Origin of the sequence: Gordonia asplenii (assembly GCF_012933505.1) — a bacterium.
Lineage (GTDB): Bacteria > Actinomycetota > Actinomycetes > Mycobacteriales > Mycobacteriaceae > Gordonia > Gordonia asplenii.
In genome coordinates this window covers 78,531-95,902 of record NZ_JABBNB010000023.1, presented here as the reverse complement: position 1 = coordinate 95,902, position 17,372 = coordinate 78,531, and the positions used below count along the sequence as shown (strand labels likewise).

19 protein-coding genes are annotated in these 17,372 nt (G+C 66.2%); 10 read left to right on the top strand and 9 right to left on the bottom strand.

Annotated elements, in window-relative coordinates; all coding sequences use genetic code 11:
* Positions 1-25 precede the first annotated feature (25 nt).
* The 3 genes from HH308_RS19910 to HH308_RS19900 are packed head-to-tail and all read left to right on the top strand — an operon-like array spanning position 26 to position 2,846.
* Complete coding sequence (locus HH308_RS19910; protein ID WP_170195986.1) at positions 26-1,513, top strand: glycosyltransferase family protein; 1,488 nt, start codon at positions 26-28, stop codon at positions 1,511-1,513.
* Complete coding sequence (locus HH308_RS19905) at positions 1,510-2,088, top strand: GNAT family N-acetyltransferase (RefSeq protein WP_170195985.1); 579 nt, start codon at positions 1,510-1,512, stop codon at positions 2,086-2,088. The genes HH308_RS19910 and HH308_RS19905 overlap by 4 nt, the downstream gene beginning before the upstream one ends.
* The gene (locus tag HH308_RS19900) at positions 2,088-2,846 is read left to right on the top strand and encodes an SDR family oxidoreductase (RefSeq protein ID WP_170195984.1); all 759 of its coding nucleotides are present in this window, start codon (positions 2,088-2,090) and stop codon (positions 2,844-2,846) included. Before HH308_RS19905 ends, HH308_RS19900 begins: the two co-directional genes overlap by 1 nt.
* 6 nt (positions 2,847-2,852) lie before the next feature.
* Here HH308_RS19900 and HH308_RS19895 read toward each other — a convergent pair whose 3' ends face one another.
* A complete protein-coding gene (locus tag HH308_RS19895) occupies positions 2,853-3,182 on the bottom strand; it encodes an excalibur calcium-binding domain-containing protein (RefSeq protein WP_246284733.1) in 330 nt (109 codons plus the stop codon).
* Between HH308_RS19895 and HH308_RS19890 the strand changes: the two genes are divergently transcribed.
* The gene (locus tag HH308_RS19890; RefSeq protein WP_170195915.1) at positions 3,175-3,354 is read left to right on the top strand and encodes a hypothetical protein; all 180 of its coding nucleotides are present in this window, start codon (positions 3,175-3,177) and stop codon (positions 3,352-3,354) included. The two genes, HH308_RS19895 and HH308_RS19890, sit on opposite strands and share 8 nt — an antisense overlap.
* A gap of 70 nt (positions 3,355-3,424) precedes the next feature.
* Here HH308_RS19890 and HH308_RS19885 read toward each other — a convergent pair whose 3' ends face one another.
* The 3 genes from HH308_RS19885 to HH308_RS19875 all read right to left on the bottom strand — a co-directional run bounded on the left by HH308_RS19885 (position 3,425) and on the right by HH308_RS19875 (position 7,742).
* Entirely contained in the window at positions 3,425-4,972 is a 1,548-nt protein-coding gene (locus tag HH308_RS19885; protein WP_312870736.1) for a glycosyltransferase family 87 protein, read from the bottom strand.
* Between the two features lie 6 nt (positions 4,973-4,978).
* The gene (locus HH308_RS19880) at positions 4,979-7,216 is read right to left on the bottom strand and encodes a transglycosylase domain-containing protein (RefSeq protein ID WP_170195983.1); all 2,238 of its coding nucleotides are present in this window, start codon (positions 7,214-7,216) and stop codon (positions 4,979-4,981) included.
* Between the two features lie 112 nt (positions 7,217-7,328).
* Positions 7,329-7,742, bottom strand: coding sequence for a DUF5318 family protein (locus tag HH308_RS19875; protein ID WP_170195982.1), 414 nt, complete (start codon positions 7,740-7,742; stop codon positions 7,329-7,331).
* A 150-nt stretch (positions 7,743-7,892) separates the two neighbouring features.
* Here HH308_RS19875 and HH308_RS19870 point away from each other — a divergent pair, with 150 nt between their 5' ends.
* Both HH308_RS19870 and HH308_RS19865 read left to right on the top strand, forming a co-directional pair.
* The gene (locus tag HH308_RS19870) at positions 7,893-8,588 is read left to right on the top strand and encodes a PadR family transcriptional regulator (RefSeq protein ID WP_170195981.1); all 696 of its coding nucleotides are present in this window, start codon (positions 7,893-7,895) and stop codon (positions 8,586-8,588) included.
* On the top strand, positions 8,581-9,675 hold the full coding sequence (locus HH308_RS19865) for an inositol-3-phosphate synthase (protein ID WP_170195980.1): 1,095 nt from the start codon (positions 8,581-8,583) through the stop codon (positions 9,673-9,675). The genes HH308_RS19870 and HH308_RS19865 overlap by 8 nt, the downstream gene beginning before the upstream one ends.
* Before the next feature lie 417 nt (positions 9,676-10,092).
* Here HH308_RS19865 and HH308_RS30500 read toward each other — a convergent pair whose 3' ends face one another.
* Positions 10,093-10,737, bottom strand: a complete 645-nt coding sequence (locus HH308_RS30500) for a zinc ribbon domain-containing protein (RefSeq protein ID WP_170195979.1) — start codon at positions 10,735-10,737, stop codon at positions 10,093-10,095.
* Between the two features lie 125 nt (positions 10,738-10,862).
* Positions 10,863-11,609, bottom strand: coding sequence for an MSMEG_1198 family transcriptional regulator (locus HH308_RS19855; RefSeq protein ID WP_170195978.1), 747 nt, complete (start codon positions 11,607-11,609; stop codon positions 10,863-10,865).
* Between the two features lie 179 nt (positions 11,610-11,788).
* Between HH308_RS19855 and HH308_RS19850 the strand changes: the two genes are divergently transcribed.
* The 4 genes from HH308_RS19850 (at position 11,789) to HH308_RS19835 (ending at position 15,059) form a co-directional block, all read left to right on the top strand.
* Positions 11,789-12,466 (top strand): helix-turn-helix transcriptional regulator, encoded by a 678-nt coding sequence (locus HH308_RS19850; protein WP_170195977.1) that lies wholly within the window; start codon positions 11,789-11,791, stop codon positions 12,464-12,466.
* Position 12,467: 1 nt separating this feature from the next.
* On the top strand, positions 12,468-13,064 hold the full coding sequence (locus HH308_RS19845) for a helix-turn-helix transcriptional regulator (RefSeq protein WP_170195976.1): 597 nt from the start codon (positions 12,468-12,470) through the stop codon (positions 13,062-13,064).
* Between the two features lie 157 nt (positions 13,065-13,221).
* Positions 13,222-13,797 (top strand): TerD family protein, encoded by a 576-nt coding sequence (locus HH308_RS19840; RefSeq protein WP_170195975.1) that lies wholly within the window; start codon positions 13,222-13,224, stop codon positions 13,795-13,797.
* A gap of 164 nt (positions 13,798-13,961) precedes the next feature.
* Complete coding sequence (locus HH308_RS19835) at positions 13,962-15,059, top strand: DUF475 domain-containing protein (RefSeq protein ID WP_170195974.1); 1,098 nt, start codon at positions 13,962-13,964, stop codon at positions 15,057-15,059.
* Between the two features lie 79 nt (positions 15,060-15,138).
* Here HH308_RS19835 and HH308_RS19830 read toward each other — a convergent pair whose 3' ends face one another.
* The 3 genes from HH308_RS19830 to HH308_RS19820 are packed head-to-tail and all read right to left on the bottom strand — an operon-like array spanning position 15,139 to position 17,275.
* Positions 15,139-15,906 carry an AIM24 family protein gene (locus HH308_RS19830; RefSeq protein WP_170195973.1) on the bottom strand — a complete coding sequence of 256 codons (768 nt, stop codon included), beginning with the start codon at positions 15,904-15,906 and terminating at the stop codon, positions 15,139-15,141.
* Positions 15,903-16,643: an AIM24 family protein gene (locus HH308_RS19825; RefSeq protein WP_170195972.1), complete on the bottom strand. Its 741-nt coding sequence runs from the start codon at positions 16,641-16,643 to the stop codon at positions 15,903-15,905. The genes HH308_RS19830 and HH308_RS19825 overlap by 4 nt, the downstream gene beginning before the upstream one ends.
* An 11-nt stretch (positions 16,644-16,654) precedes the next feature.
* The gene (locus tag HH308_RS19820) at positions 16,655-17,275 is read right to left on the bottom strand and encodes an AIM24 family protein (protein ID WP_170195971.1); all 621 of its coding nucleotides are present in this window, start codon (positions 17,273-17,275) and stop codon (positions 16,655-16,657) included.
* Between the last annotated feature and the right edge of the window lie 97 nt (positions 17,276-17,372).

Below are 17,372 nucleotides of genomic sequence, written 5' to 3'. Positions count from 1 at the left end.
CCCGCTACCACCTAACGTGTAGCTCATGTCTGACTTGCGCCCAGAACCGGCCACGACCAGACCGCCGGACCGCTGGCGCCGATACCTCGCCGGCCGCGGAACCGAGGCGCTCGTCCTGCTGAACTCGCTGATCATCACGTGCTACGCGCTGGTCTGGAGTTACTACTCGAAGGCCGTCTGCGGCGGGGCGCCGTACTTCCCCGACGGCCGCAGTCACGTGTGGCCGGTCGGCAATCCCGACGCCGCGATCCCCTGCTACTCCGACATCATGTTCCTGTGGGTCGGCCGCGACATCAACAACCACGTCTTCCCCTACATCAACGGTGGCATCGACGCGAGCGGGCACCTCTTCGGCGGCTCCGTCGAGTACCCGGTGCTGTCCGGCATGATGATGTGGCTCGGCGCGATCGGCGCCCACACCGACACCGGCTTCTTCACCCACACGGTATGGCTGCTCGTCCCGTTCGCCCTGGCGATCACCGTGCTGCTCGCCTTGTTGACCCGCTGGTGGGTGCTCCTGTGGGCGGCCAGCGGACCACTCGTGTTCTACGCATTCCACAACTGGGAACTGCCGGTGGTGTTCACCTCGGTGGCGGCGGTGGCCGTGATGGCGTGGGGCGCCTCGACGTCGCCGAGCACCGGCGAACGTCGAATGACGTTGCGCAATAGCGCGATCCTGGCGTCGATCCTGCTGGCCATCGGTTTCTGCCTCAAGCTCTATCCGGGCTTCTTCGTGCTGCCGCTGGCCGCCTACGTGTTGACCGGCGGCGGCTTCGCCGCCGCGAAGGGAGTCGACGCGTCCTCGGCGCGCCGGGCGCTGGACTGGGCCGGAGCGATCTGGGTGGCCGCGGCCGCGGCGATCACCGTGATCGTGGTGCAGCTGCCGTTCATGATCGGCGGCTTCGAAGGGTGGAAGGCCGCGATGACCTTCCAGGGCAAGCGTCGGGCCGACGTGGACACGAACTCCATCTGGCACTGGGGTTTTCGGTTCATCGTCGGGCGCAGCCACATGGACACCTACAACACGCTGGTGGGCATCCTGTCCCCACTGCTGATCCTCAGCGCGTGGTGCGTCGCGATGTATCTGGGCTGGAAGGTCTATCAGCGTCGGGGCGCGTTCCCGTGGATCGGAGTCGCCGCGGCGATGCTGGCCGGATTCATGGTGTTCCACAAGGTCAACTCGCCGCAGTACATGTTGTGGGTGCTGCCGTTCTTCGTGCTGCTGCAGATCCGATGGCAGGTGATCGGTGTCTACATCGTCGCCAACCTCGTCTTGGACATGACCATCTTCCGACTGTTCGGCATCATGAACTCCGGTGCGCCGATGAAGTGGTGGGTCATCGGTGGAGTCAACTTCGGGGTGTGGGTGCAGTCGATCCTGTTGGTGTACTTGATCTATGCCTTCGTCCACGCTTCCCTGCGCGAGCCGCTCGCGTCGATGGGGTTGCGCCGCAAGGTAATCGAGCCGGTCGACGCCGATCCGTCCGACGACGCCGAGCTGGCGCCGGCATGACCTGGCTCGGCGCGCCGACGCTGTCCACCGGCGCGGTCACGTTGCGGCCCTTGATGATCGACGACGCCGAGGCGATCGGCTCGCTGATCGGCGATCCCGAGGTCTTCCGGTGGTCGCCCGGCATTCCGCACGACACGGCGTCGGCCCTGACCTACATCGAGGCCGCCCAGGCAGCTGATCGCCGCGAGGCGTTCGCCGTGGTCGACGACGCGACCGGCGCCGTCGTCGGGTCGACGAGCTTCTACGACATCGACCCGGTAAACCTCAGCGCCGCAATCGGATACACCTTCTACACCGATGCGGCGCAGGGCACCGTGGTGAATCCGTCGTCGAAATACCTTCTGCTGCACCATGCTTTCGAGACCTGCGCAGCGGTGCGCGTCGTGTGGCACACGCATGAGAACAACGCCCGCTCACGCGCCGCGATCAGCAAGCTCGGCGCGACGTTCGAGGGCCTGCTGCGCAAGCAACTGCGCTTCGGCGACGGCTGGCGCACCACGGCGCAGTTCGCGATGATCGACGACGATTGGCCGGCGGCGAAGGCGAGATTGCTGGCGCGGATGGCAGGCCGGTGATGAACGCCGTCACAAACGCGCCGGTAGCCATCGTCACCGGCGCCGGATCGGGTATCGGTCGGGCGGTGGCTCACGCCTTGCTCGACGCCGGGTTCCGCGTCGCGCTGGCCGGACGCCGGCCCGAGCCGCTGGTGCAGACCGCCGGCGATCATCGGCAGGCCATGACGGTGGTCGCCGATGTCAGCCGCGCCGCCGACGTGGACGCACTGTTCGAGCGGACCGTCGACCGCTGGGGGCGCGTCGACCTGCTGTTCAACAACGCGGGCATCTTCGGACCGGCCGGCGCGGTCGACGAGATCTCGCTCGACGATTGGACGCGGACGCTCGACATCAACGTCACCGGCGCGATGCTGTGCACCGCGGCCGCGGTCCGCGTTATGAAAAGCCAAGTGCCACAAGGTGGTCGGATCATCAACAACGGATCGATCTCGGCTCACCGACCACGGCCGCGCTCGGTCGCCTACGCGGTGAGCAAGCACGCGCTGACCGGGCTCACCCGGGCGACCGCCCTGGACGGGCGACGCTACGGAATCACCTGCGGCCAGATCGACATCGGCAACACCCACACCGACATCACCGACCACATCGGCGTCGGCGAAGGCGCCGAACAGCCGGACGGTCGGCGCATCGTCGAGCCGACCTTCCCCGTCGAAGAGGCCGCGCGTGCGGTCTTGACGATGGCACTGCTGCCACCGAGCGCGACGATCGGTTCGCTGACCATCACCGCGTCGGGCATGCCGTACGACGGTCGGGGATGATCGTCGTCAGCTGTCGCAGGCGACGCCGTCGCCATCGCGATCGAGTCCGGACCGGTAGCCTGGCTCGCCCCGGCGTAGTGGTGCAGCTCCCGCGGCACGCGCCTGAGCACAGCTCGAGTAGTAGACGGACCCGCTGTCGGTCGTCGTCGGGTTCTCGGCGGTAGTCGTCCGAGTCGGAACCAGCCCGCGCGGTGTCGTCGTCCCCCGCGGCGTCGTCGTGGGGTCGTCGTCCCCGTCTGGGGCTGATGACGTTCGCGCACCCCGTGTCGCCGAGGGCGTGGCGGTCACTGTACTTACCTCCGTACTTACCTCCGTCGAGGTGACCGTCGTGGTCATCGTCACCGTGCTGGGCGTCGCCTTCTTCGCATCGTCGGAGCCACCTGAGATGGCGACGCACGAACCGCACATGACAAGAATCAAGACGGCGACCCCGCCGATGATCGCCAGCACCTTCTTGTTGACCCGATTGCCTGAAACGCCGTTTCCACTCGCCACGGAACCACGCTAGCCGCCGAACCGCGCATTCCCGGCATCGACGGGCGCCATTCCCCTGATCAGACGACAGCCGAACCATCGCCTCACCCTCGCCGTAAGCTCAACTGCCCGCCGTCGGGCACCCACTGTCTCAGGCGCCGGGCGTCGAGCCCGAGAACATCCCAGACGACCACGACGCACAGCGCGATCACCATGCCGGTACGGATCAAGACCGCGAGGGTGAACCACTGCGGCGTCAGCCACATGCGGTCGGTGTCGAGGTACTGCGACATCCGCGGAATCCAGATGAGCGCATCGATGACCATCCAGCTGATCAGCAGCCTGGTCCGGGGAATCGCGAGGACCGCCAGCGGCACCAGCCACAGCGAATACTGCGGGCTCCACACCTTGTTGGTGAGCAGATACGCGGCGACCAGCAGGAACATCAGCTGGGCCAGCGACGGCGGCTTCGGCGCGAGGATCGCGACAGCCACCACCCCAACGACCGCGAGGACCAGCAGAAATAGCGAGAGACCGTTCAAAACCGCAGTGTTCCACGTGAAACCACCGAGGTCGCGCACCACGCCGAACAACGAATCCGACTCGGCGGATCGGGCCAGCCCGTACCGGATGAACTCCGACCATCCCGTCGGATAGGCGAGGAGCACCGCCACATTGACCGCCGCCCAGGCCAGCACCGCCCCGACCGCCGCCGCGACGAATCCGGCGATCCGACCGTTGCGCGCACACAGCACGCCGATCGCCACGAAGAACAGCAGCGGATACCAGCTCGACGACGCCCCGAGTCCGATCGCGACACCGGCGAGTACCGGCGTCCAGCCGGGCCGCGCGTCGTCGGAGTCCTCGAAACGCGTCCACGCCAGCATCGCGAGCGCGACCATCGCGATGGGAATGGCGTCGAAGTTGGTGAACACGTGCACGATCACCAGCGGCGACAACGCCGCCAGCCACGGTGCCCAGACCCGGGTTCGCGCGGTGCGCCCGGTCGCCCAGATGGTGACCAGCCAGAACAGCGCCAATCCCAGGGCGACGAAGTTGAAGAACATCACCGCCGACAGCGCCGAGGGCAGCCCCCACTTCTCGTGCCCGGTCTGCCACCAGTCGGTGACCTTCGCGGCGCCGTACATGAACATGCCGGTGAGCACCGGATACTCCATGTAGCGCTTCACTTGCACCCCGCTGGAATCCTTCTCGAACCAGTAGGTGCGATACGGAAACGACGCGGTATCCAGATGCTCGTTGCCGTAGAGAGCGATGACGTCGGAATAGCACAGCGCGAAGAACTGCCGCTGGTTGCGCCAGTCGAGGTCCAGTCCGCCCTGTGCGGTCCGCGACGCGCTCGACGACGCCGGGTCGACGGGCCGCTGTTGCAGGCACCCCGCCTTGCCGAACCAGCCGAGCGCCAGGCCGATGAGTGCGAGTCCGAACAGAACCCGGATCGGCGTCAGATACTTCTGCCGCCCGACGACGGCGTGGCGCCCCACCGGCCCGCCGATCACCGAACTCGCCGGTGCCACGACCGGGTCCGACAGCGACGGCGACTCCCGCTGCGCGTCGACGCGAGAGTCGCCTGCCAGCGGTTCCGGCGACTCGACGTCGTCGGATGGGCGCTGCGAGTCGGTGACGGTCACCGACCGTTACCCGCCGTTCCCGGTGGTATCGCCACCGGTGCCGTCGCCTCCGCCGGTCGTGTCGCCACCGGTGGTGTCGCCTCCGCCGGAGTTGTCGCCGCCGTAGTTACCGGAATTGCCTCTGCCGTGGCGCGGACTGCCGCCCGGCAGCGGAATGGTCACGCCGGGTGCCAGGGTGAGGTTGCCGTCACCGCCGCCGTTGTTGCGACCGCTGTTGTTGCTCCTGGTCCGCGGCGGGGTGTAGGTCACCGGCGGCGGCTCGTAGGGCACGCCCGCCTGACCGCCGACCGCGGCCGGCTCGGGGAACTGCTTGATCGGCTGGCCCTGCAGGGCGCCGTCCATCGACGCCTTCCAGATCTGCGCCGACAGCCCGCTGCCGTACATCGGGCCGCCCCAGGCATTCTTCAGCGCGATGCCCTGATCCGTGCCGACCCACACGGCCGTCGACAGCTGCGGCGTGTAGCCGACCATCCACGCGTCCTTGTTCTGGCCGGTGTCGCCGAGCTGCGCGGTACCGGTCTTCGACGCCGACGGACGGGAACCGTAGGTGTCATCCGACAGGCCGTTGCCGTTGGAGTACGAGGCGATCGGCTCCAGTGCCGCGGTCACGTTGTCGGCGACCTTCGCCTCGAACACCCGCTTGCCCGGATCCTTGGCCCGGTCGAAGAGCACCTCGCCCTTCGACGTCTCCACCTTCTGCACGAAGTGCGGGGCACGGTAGATGCCCGACGCCGCGAGAGTCGCGTACGCCGAAGCCATGTCGATCACCCGCGACGGGTACTGGCCGAGCACCACGCCGCCCTCGACTCCGCCGTTCTTGTCCTGCAGGGTGTGCGGGATATCGCCGAAGGTCTCCGCGACGCCCGCCTTGTGCGCGGCGTCGGCGACAGCCTGCGCCTGACCGTTGAGGTCCATCATCAGTCGGTAGTACACGGTGTTGAGCGACATCTTCATCGCGGTGGCGAGGTTGCAGGTGCCGCAGCTCTCACCGTCGGAGTTGGTGACGGTGAGGCCGCCGGTGGCCTGATAGGGCGACGAACTGTACGTCTTCGACAGCGGGATGTCCTGCTCGAGGGCGGCGATCAGCGCGAACACCTTGAACGACGACCCGGTCTGCAGGCCGGCCTGCGCATGATCCCAGCCGAGGCCGTCGCTGCCGCCGTAGTAGCCGCGCACGCCGCCGGTGGCCGGGTCGATGGACACGATGGCCGTGCGAGTGGTCTTCTGCTCACCCTGCAGCTTGTTCTTGGCCGCACTGACGACGGCGGCCTGCACCTTCGGATCGATGGTCGTGGTGATCTTCAGACCCTCGGTGCGTACCTGCTGTTCGGAGATGTTGAGCGATTCGAGCTCGGCGAGCACCTGCCGCTTGATCAGCCCGTTGGGCCCGGGGTCGGCCGTCGTCGAATCCTCCCGATAGGCGGGCACCTTCGGGTACTTCATCGCCGCGCGTTCGGTCTTGTCCAGGGCGCCGATCGACACCATGCCGTCGAGCACGTAATTCCAGCGGTTGAGCGCGGCTTCCGGGTTGGTCTCCGGGTCGTAGTACGACGGCGAGCGAATCGACGACGCGAGCACCGCGGCCTCGGCGGTGGTCACCTTGCTGATGTCTTTACGGAAATAGGCCTGCGCGGCGGCGGACACGCCGTAGGCGCCGCGGCCGAAGTAGATGGTGTTGAGATAGGCGGCCATGATGTCGTCTTTGGACCACTTGGTCGACATCTTGGTCGCGATCGCGAGTTCCTTGAACTTGCGGGTGTACGAGTGCTCGTCGCCGACCAGCGCGTTCTTCACGTACTGCTGGGTGATGGTCGAGCCGCCGCCCGCGTCGTCGCGGCCGGTGAACTTGCCGAGCACCGCGCGCGAGAGTCCGCGTACCGAGAAGCCCGAGTTGGTCTGGAACTCGCGATCCTCGGCGGCGATCACCGCGTTCTGCACCGACTTGGGGATGTCGGAGATCTTGACGTCGGTGCGGTTGCCCTCCGGCGGGACCACCTTGGCGATGGTCTTGCCGTTCGTGTTGAGGATCAGCGCCACCTGGTTCTGCTTGATGTCGCCGGGGCGGGGCACATCGGCGCTCACGTAGACGGCCATGAACGCGATGATCGCGATCAGCGCGACGGCGGGAACGCCGATGCCGACGAGTCCGACCACCCACGAGATGATCTTCTGCCTCTTCCGCACCGACTCAGTCTTGGTCGGCTCTTGCCCGGTCCTGCTGGGCGAACCATTTCCGGCTGACATTCAAGTGCCCTTCGTTTTGCTGCACGGTCTGACGAACAGGGTACTGATGTCCCGGTCGCTTGACGAAACTAAACGTCGAGCGCGCAGGCGAGAGCCCGGCGTCGACGAGGGGTTATTTCGCGACTCGACGCGTACGCGTTCGAGTGGGTCGCAGACCTAAAACGAACGACTGGACCAAATGGTTCCAGTGACATGTGCGACACACCTCGACGACGTGCACCGAGAACTCCTCGAGAACCTCGGCCATCCGGTCGAGTTCAGCCGCCGAACGCGCCGAGCCCGACGCCTGACCCAGTTTGTCGCCGAAGATCCACGACACCATCGTGACCTTCTCCTTGCGGCAGATGGGGCAGGTGACGTCGCTGGTCGCGCCGTGGAATTTCGCCGCCCGCAGCAGATACGGGTTGGCGTCGCAGACCTCGCTGACAGCGGTGCGCCCGGCATACACGTCGGACAGCACCGACTTGCGCGTGAGCGCGTAATCGATCAACTCCCGTCGCGTCGCGGGCTGCCGTTGCTGTTGCACTCGTTCAGCCTAGCCGGGTGGTCGTCGGGCGCGTTGGCGCCTGCGGCAAACCCACGCAGTTACCCACGGTTATATCGGCGCGATACATTGGGTGTACTATCGAAACCACCGATTCCGGTGATAGGGCAATCGATTGCAAGGAGGCGACACATGCTCGAACTTGCTGTGCTCGGACTCCTTCTCGAGTCCCCCATGCACGGCTACGAGCTCCGCAAACGTCTCACCGGCCTGCTCGGCGCGTTCCGGGCGTTCTCCTACGGCTCCCTCTATCCGACGCTGCGTCGGATGCAGACCGACGGCCTCATCGTCGAGGACGACGGCCCGCAGGGCGTCAAAGTGCGCCGAGGACGCCGCGTTTACCAACTGACCGACACCGGCCGCGCCCGCTTCGCCGAACTCGTCGCCGACACCGGTCCGCAGAACTACACCGACGACGGGTTCGGCGTGCACCTGGCCTTCTTCAGCCGCACCCCCGCCGTCGCGCGCATGCGCATCCTGGAGGGTCGTCGACGCCAGGTCGAGGAGCGGCGCGAAGGTCTGCGCGAGATGGTCGGACGTTCCCGCGGATCGTCGGATCGCTACACCCGCCAACTCCACGAGCTCAGCCTCGAATCGAGCGAACGCGAGGTGCGCTGGCTCAACGAGCTGATCGCCGAGGAGGCCAACGGGGAACCGACCGCCCCGATGCCGTTGGGACGCGAGCCCCATCGCAACGAAACCACGCTCGACCAAGATTTGGGCGCCGACGAACCGACGGTTCCGTCCGACGCTCCCAGTGAGAAAACCCCGGTGTCGCGGCAATCGGCCACGACGCCTCCTAGAAAAGGAGAACCCGACCATGGGTGAGCCCAAAAAGGTGCGTGTTGCCATTGTGGGCGTAGGTAACTGCGCTTCATCCTTGGTACAGGGCGTCGAGTACTACAAGGACGCCGACGAGACCGCGACCGTTCCCGGTCTGATGCACGTCACGTTCGGCGAATACCACGTCCGCGACGTGGAGTTCGTCGCCGCGTTCGACGTCGACGCCAAGAAGGTCGGCTTCGACCTCTCCGACGCGATCGTCGCCAGCGAGAACAACACCATCAAGATCGCCGACGTCCCGCCGACCGGCGTCACCGTGCAGCGCGGCCACACCCTCGACGGCCTCGGCAAGTACTACCGCGAGACCATCACCGAAGCCGACGGCGAAGGCGTCGACGTGGTACAGGCGCTCAAGGACGCCAAGGTCGACGTCCTGGTCTCCTACCTCCCCGTCGGCTCCGACGACGCGGACAAGTTCTACGCGCAGTGCGCGATCGACGCGAAGGTCGCCTTCGTCAACGCGCTGCCCGTCTTCATCGCCTCCGACCCCGAGTGGGCGCAGAAGTTCGTCGACGCCGGCGTGCCGATCGTCGGCGACGACATCAAGAGCCAGGTCGGCGCCACCATCACCCACCGCGTGATGGCCAAGCTGTTCGAGGATCGCGGCGTCGCTCTGGACCGCACCTACCAGCTCAACGTCGGCGGCAACATGGACTTCAAGAACATGCTCGAGCGTGAGCGGCTGGAGTCCAAGAAGGTCTCGAAGACGCAGGCCGTGACCTCGAACCTGAAGGGTCAGCTGGCCAACAAGATCTCCGACAAGAATGTGCACATCGGTCCGTCGGACCACGTCGAGTGGCTCGACGACCGCAAGTGGGCCTACGTCCGCCTCGAAGGCCGTGCCTTCGGCGACGTGCCGCTGAACCTGGAATACAAGCTCGAGGTCTGGGACTCCCCCAACTCGGCCGGCATCATCATCGACGCCGTGCGTGCGGCGAAGATCGCCCTCGACCGCGGCCTCGGCGGCCCGATCCTTCCGGCCTCGGCGTACCTGATGAAGTCCCCGCCGGTGCAGGTCGCCGACGATCTCGCTCGCGAGCAGCTCGAAGCCTTCATCATCGGGGCGGACTAGGGAGACACACTCTAGCTAGGACGGTGCTGATTAACGCCGAAACGTCCCTCACCCGCTGGTTGAGCCGGGACGGAGCGCAAGCGGAGTCCCGTGTCGAAACCTCGCAAGACGACGATGCCAACGAATCCAAACGCCTTGTGACAGTTGTCAATTCGACTCACCTTGGTTTCGACGCGGGCGCGTCTCGCTTCGCTCGTCGGGCCCGGCTCAACCAGCGGGTGGGCGCCGCCCGTTGGATTGATCAGCACCCTCCTAGCTAGCTGGCGGCGTCGACCGCATCCGGCGATACCACTCGAACCCAGCACCTTACGAGGTGCTGGGTTCGAGTCGTCTGCGCGACCGGGTCCCGGCAGGCGACTCAGACCCGACACCGTACGGCGTCGAGCCTGAGCCTTTTCAATATGGTCTTGGGTGGAGCTATCCGGTGTGCCCGCAATTGGTACAGAACACCGCGCCGGGCTGCATCGGGCTCCCGCAGGATCGACAGTTCGCCGTCGCCTGCAGCGAGGATCCGCACGCTCCGCAGAACTTGCCGCCGGTGGTATGTGAGCCACAGCTGGGACAGTTCACCGTCACCGGCACATTGACCTGCTGACCCCGCATCCAATCCTGTTCTGCCGCAGCATCTCTCATCTGGTAGCCACGCGCCGACGCCTGTGCCCGGGCAAGGTCGTGCTCGGCCAGCGGCGAGCAGTTCTGGCACATGCCGACGCGCCCGTTCCAGCACGACGAGCACACCCACGATCCGCATCCGCCGCAGTGTTTGAACTGCTGCTTGACGGCTTCGACGGCCCGCGCGTACGCCTTGTCCTTAGCACTCGATGCTCCGCCGTAGTTGCTGAACATTCCACCGAAGCTGTCCGCCGCGCTCGAGACGCGGTACGCCTGCCCGCCGATGAGGTCGCTGACGCCGCGGACCAGACCGCGGAATCGGGACACGTTGTCCGCGGCGAAGTCGCTGCGGAACTCGGTGCTGCAACGACCGCAGTGGAATTCCCACTGGAAGCCGTTCTGATTCGACAGATCTGAAACATGTCCGGTGAAGCCGGTGTTGTCGCTCACCTCGATAATTGTGCCGCACGAAACGCGCGACGGCATGCGTGATCGGCTACTCGAATTACCCGTTGACCAGTGACGACCGCTATCGGCGTTTCGCGGCCTTCGCGGCGCGGCCTCCATGTCGCGGCCTACATCGGCAGCGGCCCCAGGACGTCGGAATGGCCGTGCCTGCGGCACCAGCTGGTGAGGTAGCGGGCGTGCAGACCGCACCATCGGTACACCGCCGACTGGGTCAGCGGCAGGGATTCGTCGTGTTCGCCGCGGCGCGTGATGATCGGCCCGAGGTAGGTGGTGGCCACTTTGTTCGCGGTGTTCGGTGAGACCTTCGCAACCCTCGCCAGCGAGGCGTTGTCCGACGCCGCCCCTGACGCGATGGCTCCGGCCAGACGCCCGGCGGTGTGCCCGCGCTGGCCGACGAACAGCTCGTAGAGCGGCGGCTTCGACCGTGCGGTCGGCGGCGGGGGCAGCGTGCGGCCGAGGGCGAGCGTACGCACCGCGTCCATCAGCGCGGGCAGACCGTCGGACTTGGAGATCACCCCGGACACTTCCGGACGCATCCGCGCCTCCTCGAAGTGGTCTTGCTCCATGCTGTGCCCTTGGCACGCAAGCAGCACCGGCGCCAATCGATTCGCGGTACGCAGGACGTCGATCGCGTCGAGGCCGTCGAAGACCCATTCCATCTCCGGGCGGTTCCAGATCAGGTCGGCGGCCACGACGTCGAACCGCACGTGCCCCGCCACGCTCGCGATGTACTCGGCTTCGGTGGTGGCGACGACCACCGTCGAATCGGCGAAAGCCGCTTCGAAGGGGCCGGCTACCACTCGGCCGAGCGGCGATGCCAACAAGATTCGCATTCCCGTCACAGGCATGATCATGCCCGACTCTCATGAATCATGCGTAATTGCGCACGGTGCTCGAGACTTTGGGTGCCCACGAACCCATTATCGCGCGATTCGTGTCGCAAGAAGTGCTGACTCTCGGTCCCATTCGCCGGAATCTTGTTAGGCCCAGTCATTTTGTGCTGCGGCCCAGTCTTTGAACCGAGGTTTCCGCAATGTACGACGTTTCCGTTCCGTGCCCCGCGATCACCCCGACGACACCGGTCGTCGCGGTGATCGCCGAGCACGACATCCTCGACGACGCCGTGGTCGCCCTGGTGGAGAAGCTTGGTTTCGTCGCAGTCGTCCACGACGTCGAATCGCCGGACGCACGCCGGCCCGGGTACGCGGTCGTCGTGATCACCCGTTCCCCGCACCGCTACGAACCGCTTGCCGCGAGCCCCGCCTATCGACTCGCGACCATAGTCGGCATCGGTGTCAGTGACGGTCAGCCGGCCTCCGTGGGCGCAGTCGCCACCGCGGCGGCCACGACGAAGCTGTCCGCCGTCCTGTCCGAAGCCTGTCGTCATCACCCGCAGATGCGAACGCCGCGCGCCGATCCCGACCCATCGCCGCCCGAAGGCCGCGTCCATCTCACCAGCCGCGAGCTGGAGGTGCTCGGCACCTACGTGTTCGGCAAGACCATCGGCGCGACCGCGCGTGCACACACCATCAGCGAAAGCACTGTCCGCGAACACTATCGCCGCGTGAAGCAGCGGTATGAGGACGCCGGGCGGCCCGTCGGAAACAAGGCTCAACTACTCCTCGCGCTGGTCGACGACGGCTGGCTGCACACCAAACCCGCGCACCAGAAACACTCCGTTGAGTGGCGCGACGTCATCGAAGGAACCTGACATGCCCGACCATGCCCGCACTCAGACACCCGACATCCTCGTCGTCGGGGACGGAACCGCCCTCGACTACGCAGTCGTCGCCCTGGTCGAGAAGTGCGGCTACCTCGCCGAGGTCGTCGAACCCGAGGCGCTGCGCGTCACGACGCCGCGCGTGGCGATCTTCCGCACCGACGCTCAGTTGCGGCGCGTGATCGCGGCGCTCGACGGCGCCGGGCGAGTCACTCTGGTCGGGCTGGCGCCATCGCCGATGTCGCGCACGAACGCCGGAGTACGCCCGGTCATCTGGCTGCGCGGGCCGCACGCGGACAGTGCGCTCGGACGCATCCTGCACGATTACGTCGGCGCCGCGACCGACCTGTCGGACCGCGTGCACATCAGTTTCCGTGAGCGCGAGGTGCTCTCGTCCTATGTTCTCGGCGCGACCGTGGAAGTGACGGCCGCCGCTCATCACATCGCGGTGAGCACCGTCAAGACGCACTATCGGCGGGTCGCCGAGCGCTACGGAGAGGCCGGGCGGCCGGTCACCAACAAGACGCAGCTGCTCGTCGAGATGGTCGCCGACGGGTGGGTGATCCCGGGCCGCAGCAACGTCGCGTGAGCGCCTCGCGTACCGCTTTTGCCGTGTTCTTCCGCTCTGAGTGAACGCACACCATTCACTTGTACGATGGGCTCGTGTCACGCCTTTCACCTAGGGTGAGGGGACTTCGCAACCTGATCCGCCACGTCGATCGACAACCACATTTGGAGGAACACTCATGGGCGTTAGCCTGAGCAAGGGCGGCAATGTCTCGCTGACCAAGGAAGCCCCCGGTTTGACCGCCGTCGCGGTCGGCCTGGGTTGGGATGTCCGCACCACGACCGGCACCGACTTCGACCTCGACGCGAGCGCGATCGGGCTCAACACCGGCAAGAAGGTCGTCAACGACGGCTTCTTCGTCTTCTTCAACAACCTCAAGTCGCCGGAGGGCTCCATCGAGCACACCGGCGACAACCTGACCGGCGAGGGCGAGGGCGACGACGAGGTCATCAAGGTCAACCTGGCCGCCGTGCCCGCCGAGGTCGATTCGATCGTCTTCCCGGTCTCCATCTACGACGGTGAAGGTCGCAGTCAGTCGTTCGGCCAGGTCCGCAACGCCTATATCCGCGTCGTCAACCAGGCCGGCGGCACCGAGATCGCCCGCTACGACCTCTCCGAGGACGCCTCCACCGAGACCGCGATGGTCTTCGGCGAGCTCTACCGCAACGGCGCCGACTGGAAGTTCCGGGCCGTCGGCCAGGGCTATGCGTCCGGCCTGCAGGGCATCGCCAAGGACTTCGGCGTGAACGTGTAACCGCCGCAACACTTTTCAGACACACGCCGCCGACGCCGGGAACACTCCCGACGTCGGCGGCTCGTCTCATCGGCGCCCGCCGCCCCGACGAATATCGCCCGATTTGCCAGTTATGTAGGATAGTTCGGACCGACACACCCCTTGACCGTGCTCGAAAGGCCATCGTGGTTCTCCGAATATTCGGCTTGTCCTTCGTCGTCACCGCGATCTCGCTGGTGGTGGCACTCGTCTACGGCGGCTGGGAGGCCGTCGCACTGACCGCCATCCTCGGCATCCTGGAAGTATCACTGTCCTTCGACAACGCCGTCATCAACGCGACGGTGCTGCGCCGGATGAGCGACTTCTGGCAGAAGATCTTCCTCACCATCGGCATCGTGATCGCCGTGTTCGGCATGCGACTGGTGTTCCCCCTGGCGATCGTGTGGATCACCGCGGGTCTCAATCCCGTCGACGCCCTCGACCTCGCGCTCAACCCGCCGTCGGATCCCAACGCCGACAGCTACGAATCGCTGATCACCGCCGCGCATCCGCAGATCGCGTCCTTCGGCGGCATGTTCCTGCTGATGCTGTTCCTCGGCTTCCTCTTCGAGGAGAAGGAACTGACCTGGCTGTCGTGGATCGAACGCCCGCTGGAGCGGATCGGCAAGCTGGAATCCCTCGAAGTCGTCATCGCCACCGCGCTGCTCGTCGGCACGGCGTCGTTCCTGGTCGACGACGAGCATCGCGCGACGGTCATGATCGCCGGTGCGCTCGGCATGATCACCTACATGCTGGTCAACGGCCTCGGTGAGCTGTTCAACGTCGAAGAGGAGAACGTCGAGCACGAGCTCGACGAGCAGGCGGCGGCCGCGAAGCGCACCGGCGGGCCGTCGGAGCTGGCCAAGGCCACCGGCAAGGCTGGCTTCTTCCTGTTCCTCTACCTCGAAGTGCTCGACGCCTCGTTCTCGTTCGACGGCGTGATCGGCGCGTTCGCCATCACCGCCGACCCCATCATCATCGCCCTGGGCCTTGGCTTCATCGGCGCGATGTTCGTCCGGTCGCTGACCGTCTACCTGGTACGCAAGGGCACCCTGAGCGAATACGTGTACCTCGAGCACGGCGCCCACTGGGCGATCGGCGCGCTCGCGTTCATCCTGCTCTACTCGCTGAGCGGGGTGCACATCCCCGAGGTGGTCACCGGCCTGGTCGGGGTGGTGCTGATCGCCGCTGCGCTGGTGTCGAGCATCATTCGCCGCCGACGCGAGGAGGCTGCGACCGTCTGATCGCAAACCCTGCACAACGGGTCATCCCCAGCACCCATGAGGTGCTGGGGATGACCTGTTGTGCGGGGTTTACGCCGCGTCACATCTGGTTCTGACCCAACTGTTGCTGAATCTCGGCGTTGATCTGCTGCAAGCCGCCGGTCGACAGTCCGGGCAACTGGCCACTGATCTCGCGGACGATGTTCTGATCGTTGATCACCTTCTCGCTCGACTGCACCAGTACGGTTCCGGCGCCGGTGAAATCGAACTGGCGCTCCTCCCCGGAGCGGATACCGAAGCGATGTCCGGCCGCGGCGATGAAGCTCGACACCCACGCCTGGTCGTAGTGATGACTCGGCGACGGGCAGTCGGCCCAGCCGACCATCGCCTCCGGGTCGACGCGCACCGGCGGCTCGACGAACATCACCGGACCGTTCGACGACGCCAGGAACTTCCCGGTGCCGACGAGCGTGACGAAGCCCGGGACGATCGACTGGTTCAGCGACAGATTCGGTTCGAACGCGAGAAGGTTCGCCGCGCGGATGGTGAGGTTGCCGTTGTCCTCGAGGTCGTAGGAGTTGATGTCGTAACCGCGGTCGCCGATGATCAGCTTGCCACTGCCCTCGACGACCACGTAGTCGCTGAGATAGAGCGGCGCGGAGAACTGCTGTGCGACCATGTGCAGCAGCTGCCCCTGCAGGCCGTGGGTGAGCGCGGTGAAATTCATCTGCCCGTAGTAGGCGATCATGGCGCCCTTGGACATGAACCACGGACGGGTGAGGTCGATGCAGAACGCGTAGGTGTTGTCGGGGATGTTGTCGTCGGACGGCAGATTCTGCGGGTTCCAGACGGTGTTCAATTGGCTCACAGTCGATGCTCCGATGCTTGGACGTACACCACACCCTGTCCGGTGCAGTCGAGTTGGAATCCTTCGCCGCCGGTGCGGCCCATGTTGCGCAAGCTCACCGTCGAGCGCAGGCTCGTCTGAATCTGCCCCACCGACGCGGCGAACGCCTGCGGGTCGACGGTCAGCGGCCGGTTGGGCGACACCGGCAGTTCGATGAAGCCGCCGTGGCCGAGGATCACCGCCGATCCGGCGCCGGTCAGTTGCGTGGTGAACATTCCCTGGCCGGTGGCCATGCTGCCCGCGGCCGACCGCAGGGCACCCATCAGCCCGCCGCCCCGACCGCCGCCGCCCACTCCGACGCCCGACGACGTCGTCGACACGATCGTCGCCTGCAGCCCCTGCGAATACGCCAGCAGCCGCGACGCCTCGACGCGCATCTCACCGCCCGGACCGAATTGATTCGCCCCGCCCCCGGCACCCAGCTCGACCACCGCGACGTCGAGCCCGCGGTAGCCGTAGTGCACGGTTCCGTTGCCCTGCGCGATCATCGTCGCCTCGTGTTCGCCCGACATCATCCGGCCGGCCATTCCGGCCAGCCCGCCCAGGCCACCCATTCCGCCGCCCATCCCGCCGGGGATCTGATGCGGCTCGAACCACACCTGGCCGGTGTAGAACAACATCGCGCCACGCCGCGCGGTGATCTGTCCGGCCTGGGCCAGATTGACCGACACGACTTTGCCGTTGACCTTGGTGAACATCTCCTCATCTCCTATCGTTCGGCCGGTTGAATGGATACGACGCCGTTGCCGTCCCACCGCAGTGAGAACGCCTCGCCGCCGCCCTGCCCCATCGCCGATCGCCAGGAGACGTCGGTGAGGAACGACTGCGACATCTGGCCGCGCGCGCACACGAAGGCATCCGGGTCGACGATGAGCGGGTACTGCGGCGTCACCTGAAGGTGAATCAGCGGGCCGCCGCGCGACAGCAGCGCCACCTGCCCCTGCCCGGTCACCGTGGTCGTGAACAGGCCCTGCCCCGACATTCCGCCGCGGACGCCGGCAAAGGTGATGTTGGTCTGCAGGTTGGGCGTCAGCGCCAGCAACTGCTGCGACTCGACCTGTAGTTGCTCACCGGCGAGGTCCACGACGGTGACGTTGGCGGCGTCTTGGGCCAGGTAGACGATGCCGGTTCCGGAACACTCCATCAACGACAACCCCTCGCCGGTGGCGCGCTGCTTGATCCCCGCCAGCAGTCCGTCGCCGCCGCCGAAGCCTGCGGACTTGAATGACACCTGACCCTCGAAAGCGATCATCGAGCCGCTCAACGCCCTGATGGAACTGTTGTTGAGATGAGCCTCGACGACCCGCTTCGTCTTCGAAACGAGTTGCATGCGCTGGAATCCTTCGTCGGAGTGATTAGCGGGCGAGCGGCCGTTCACGCGGGATCCGGCCCGGACGAACTAGACAATAGCGCCACGCGGTGACCTT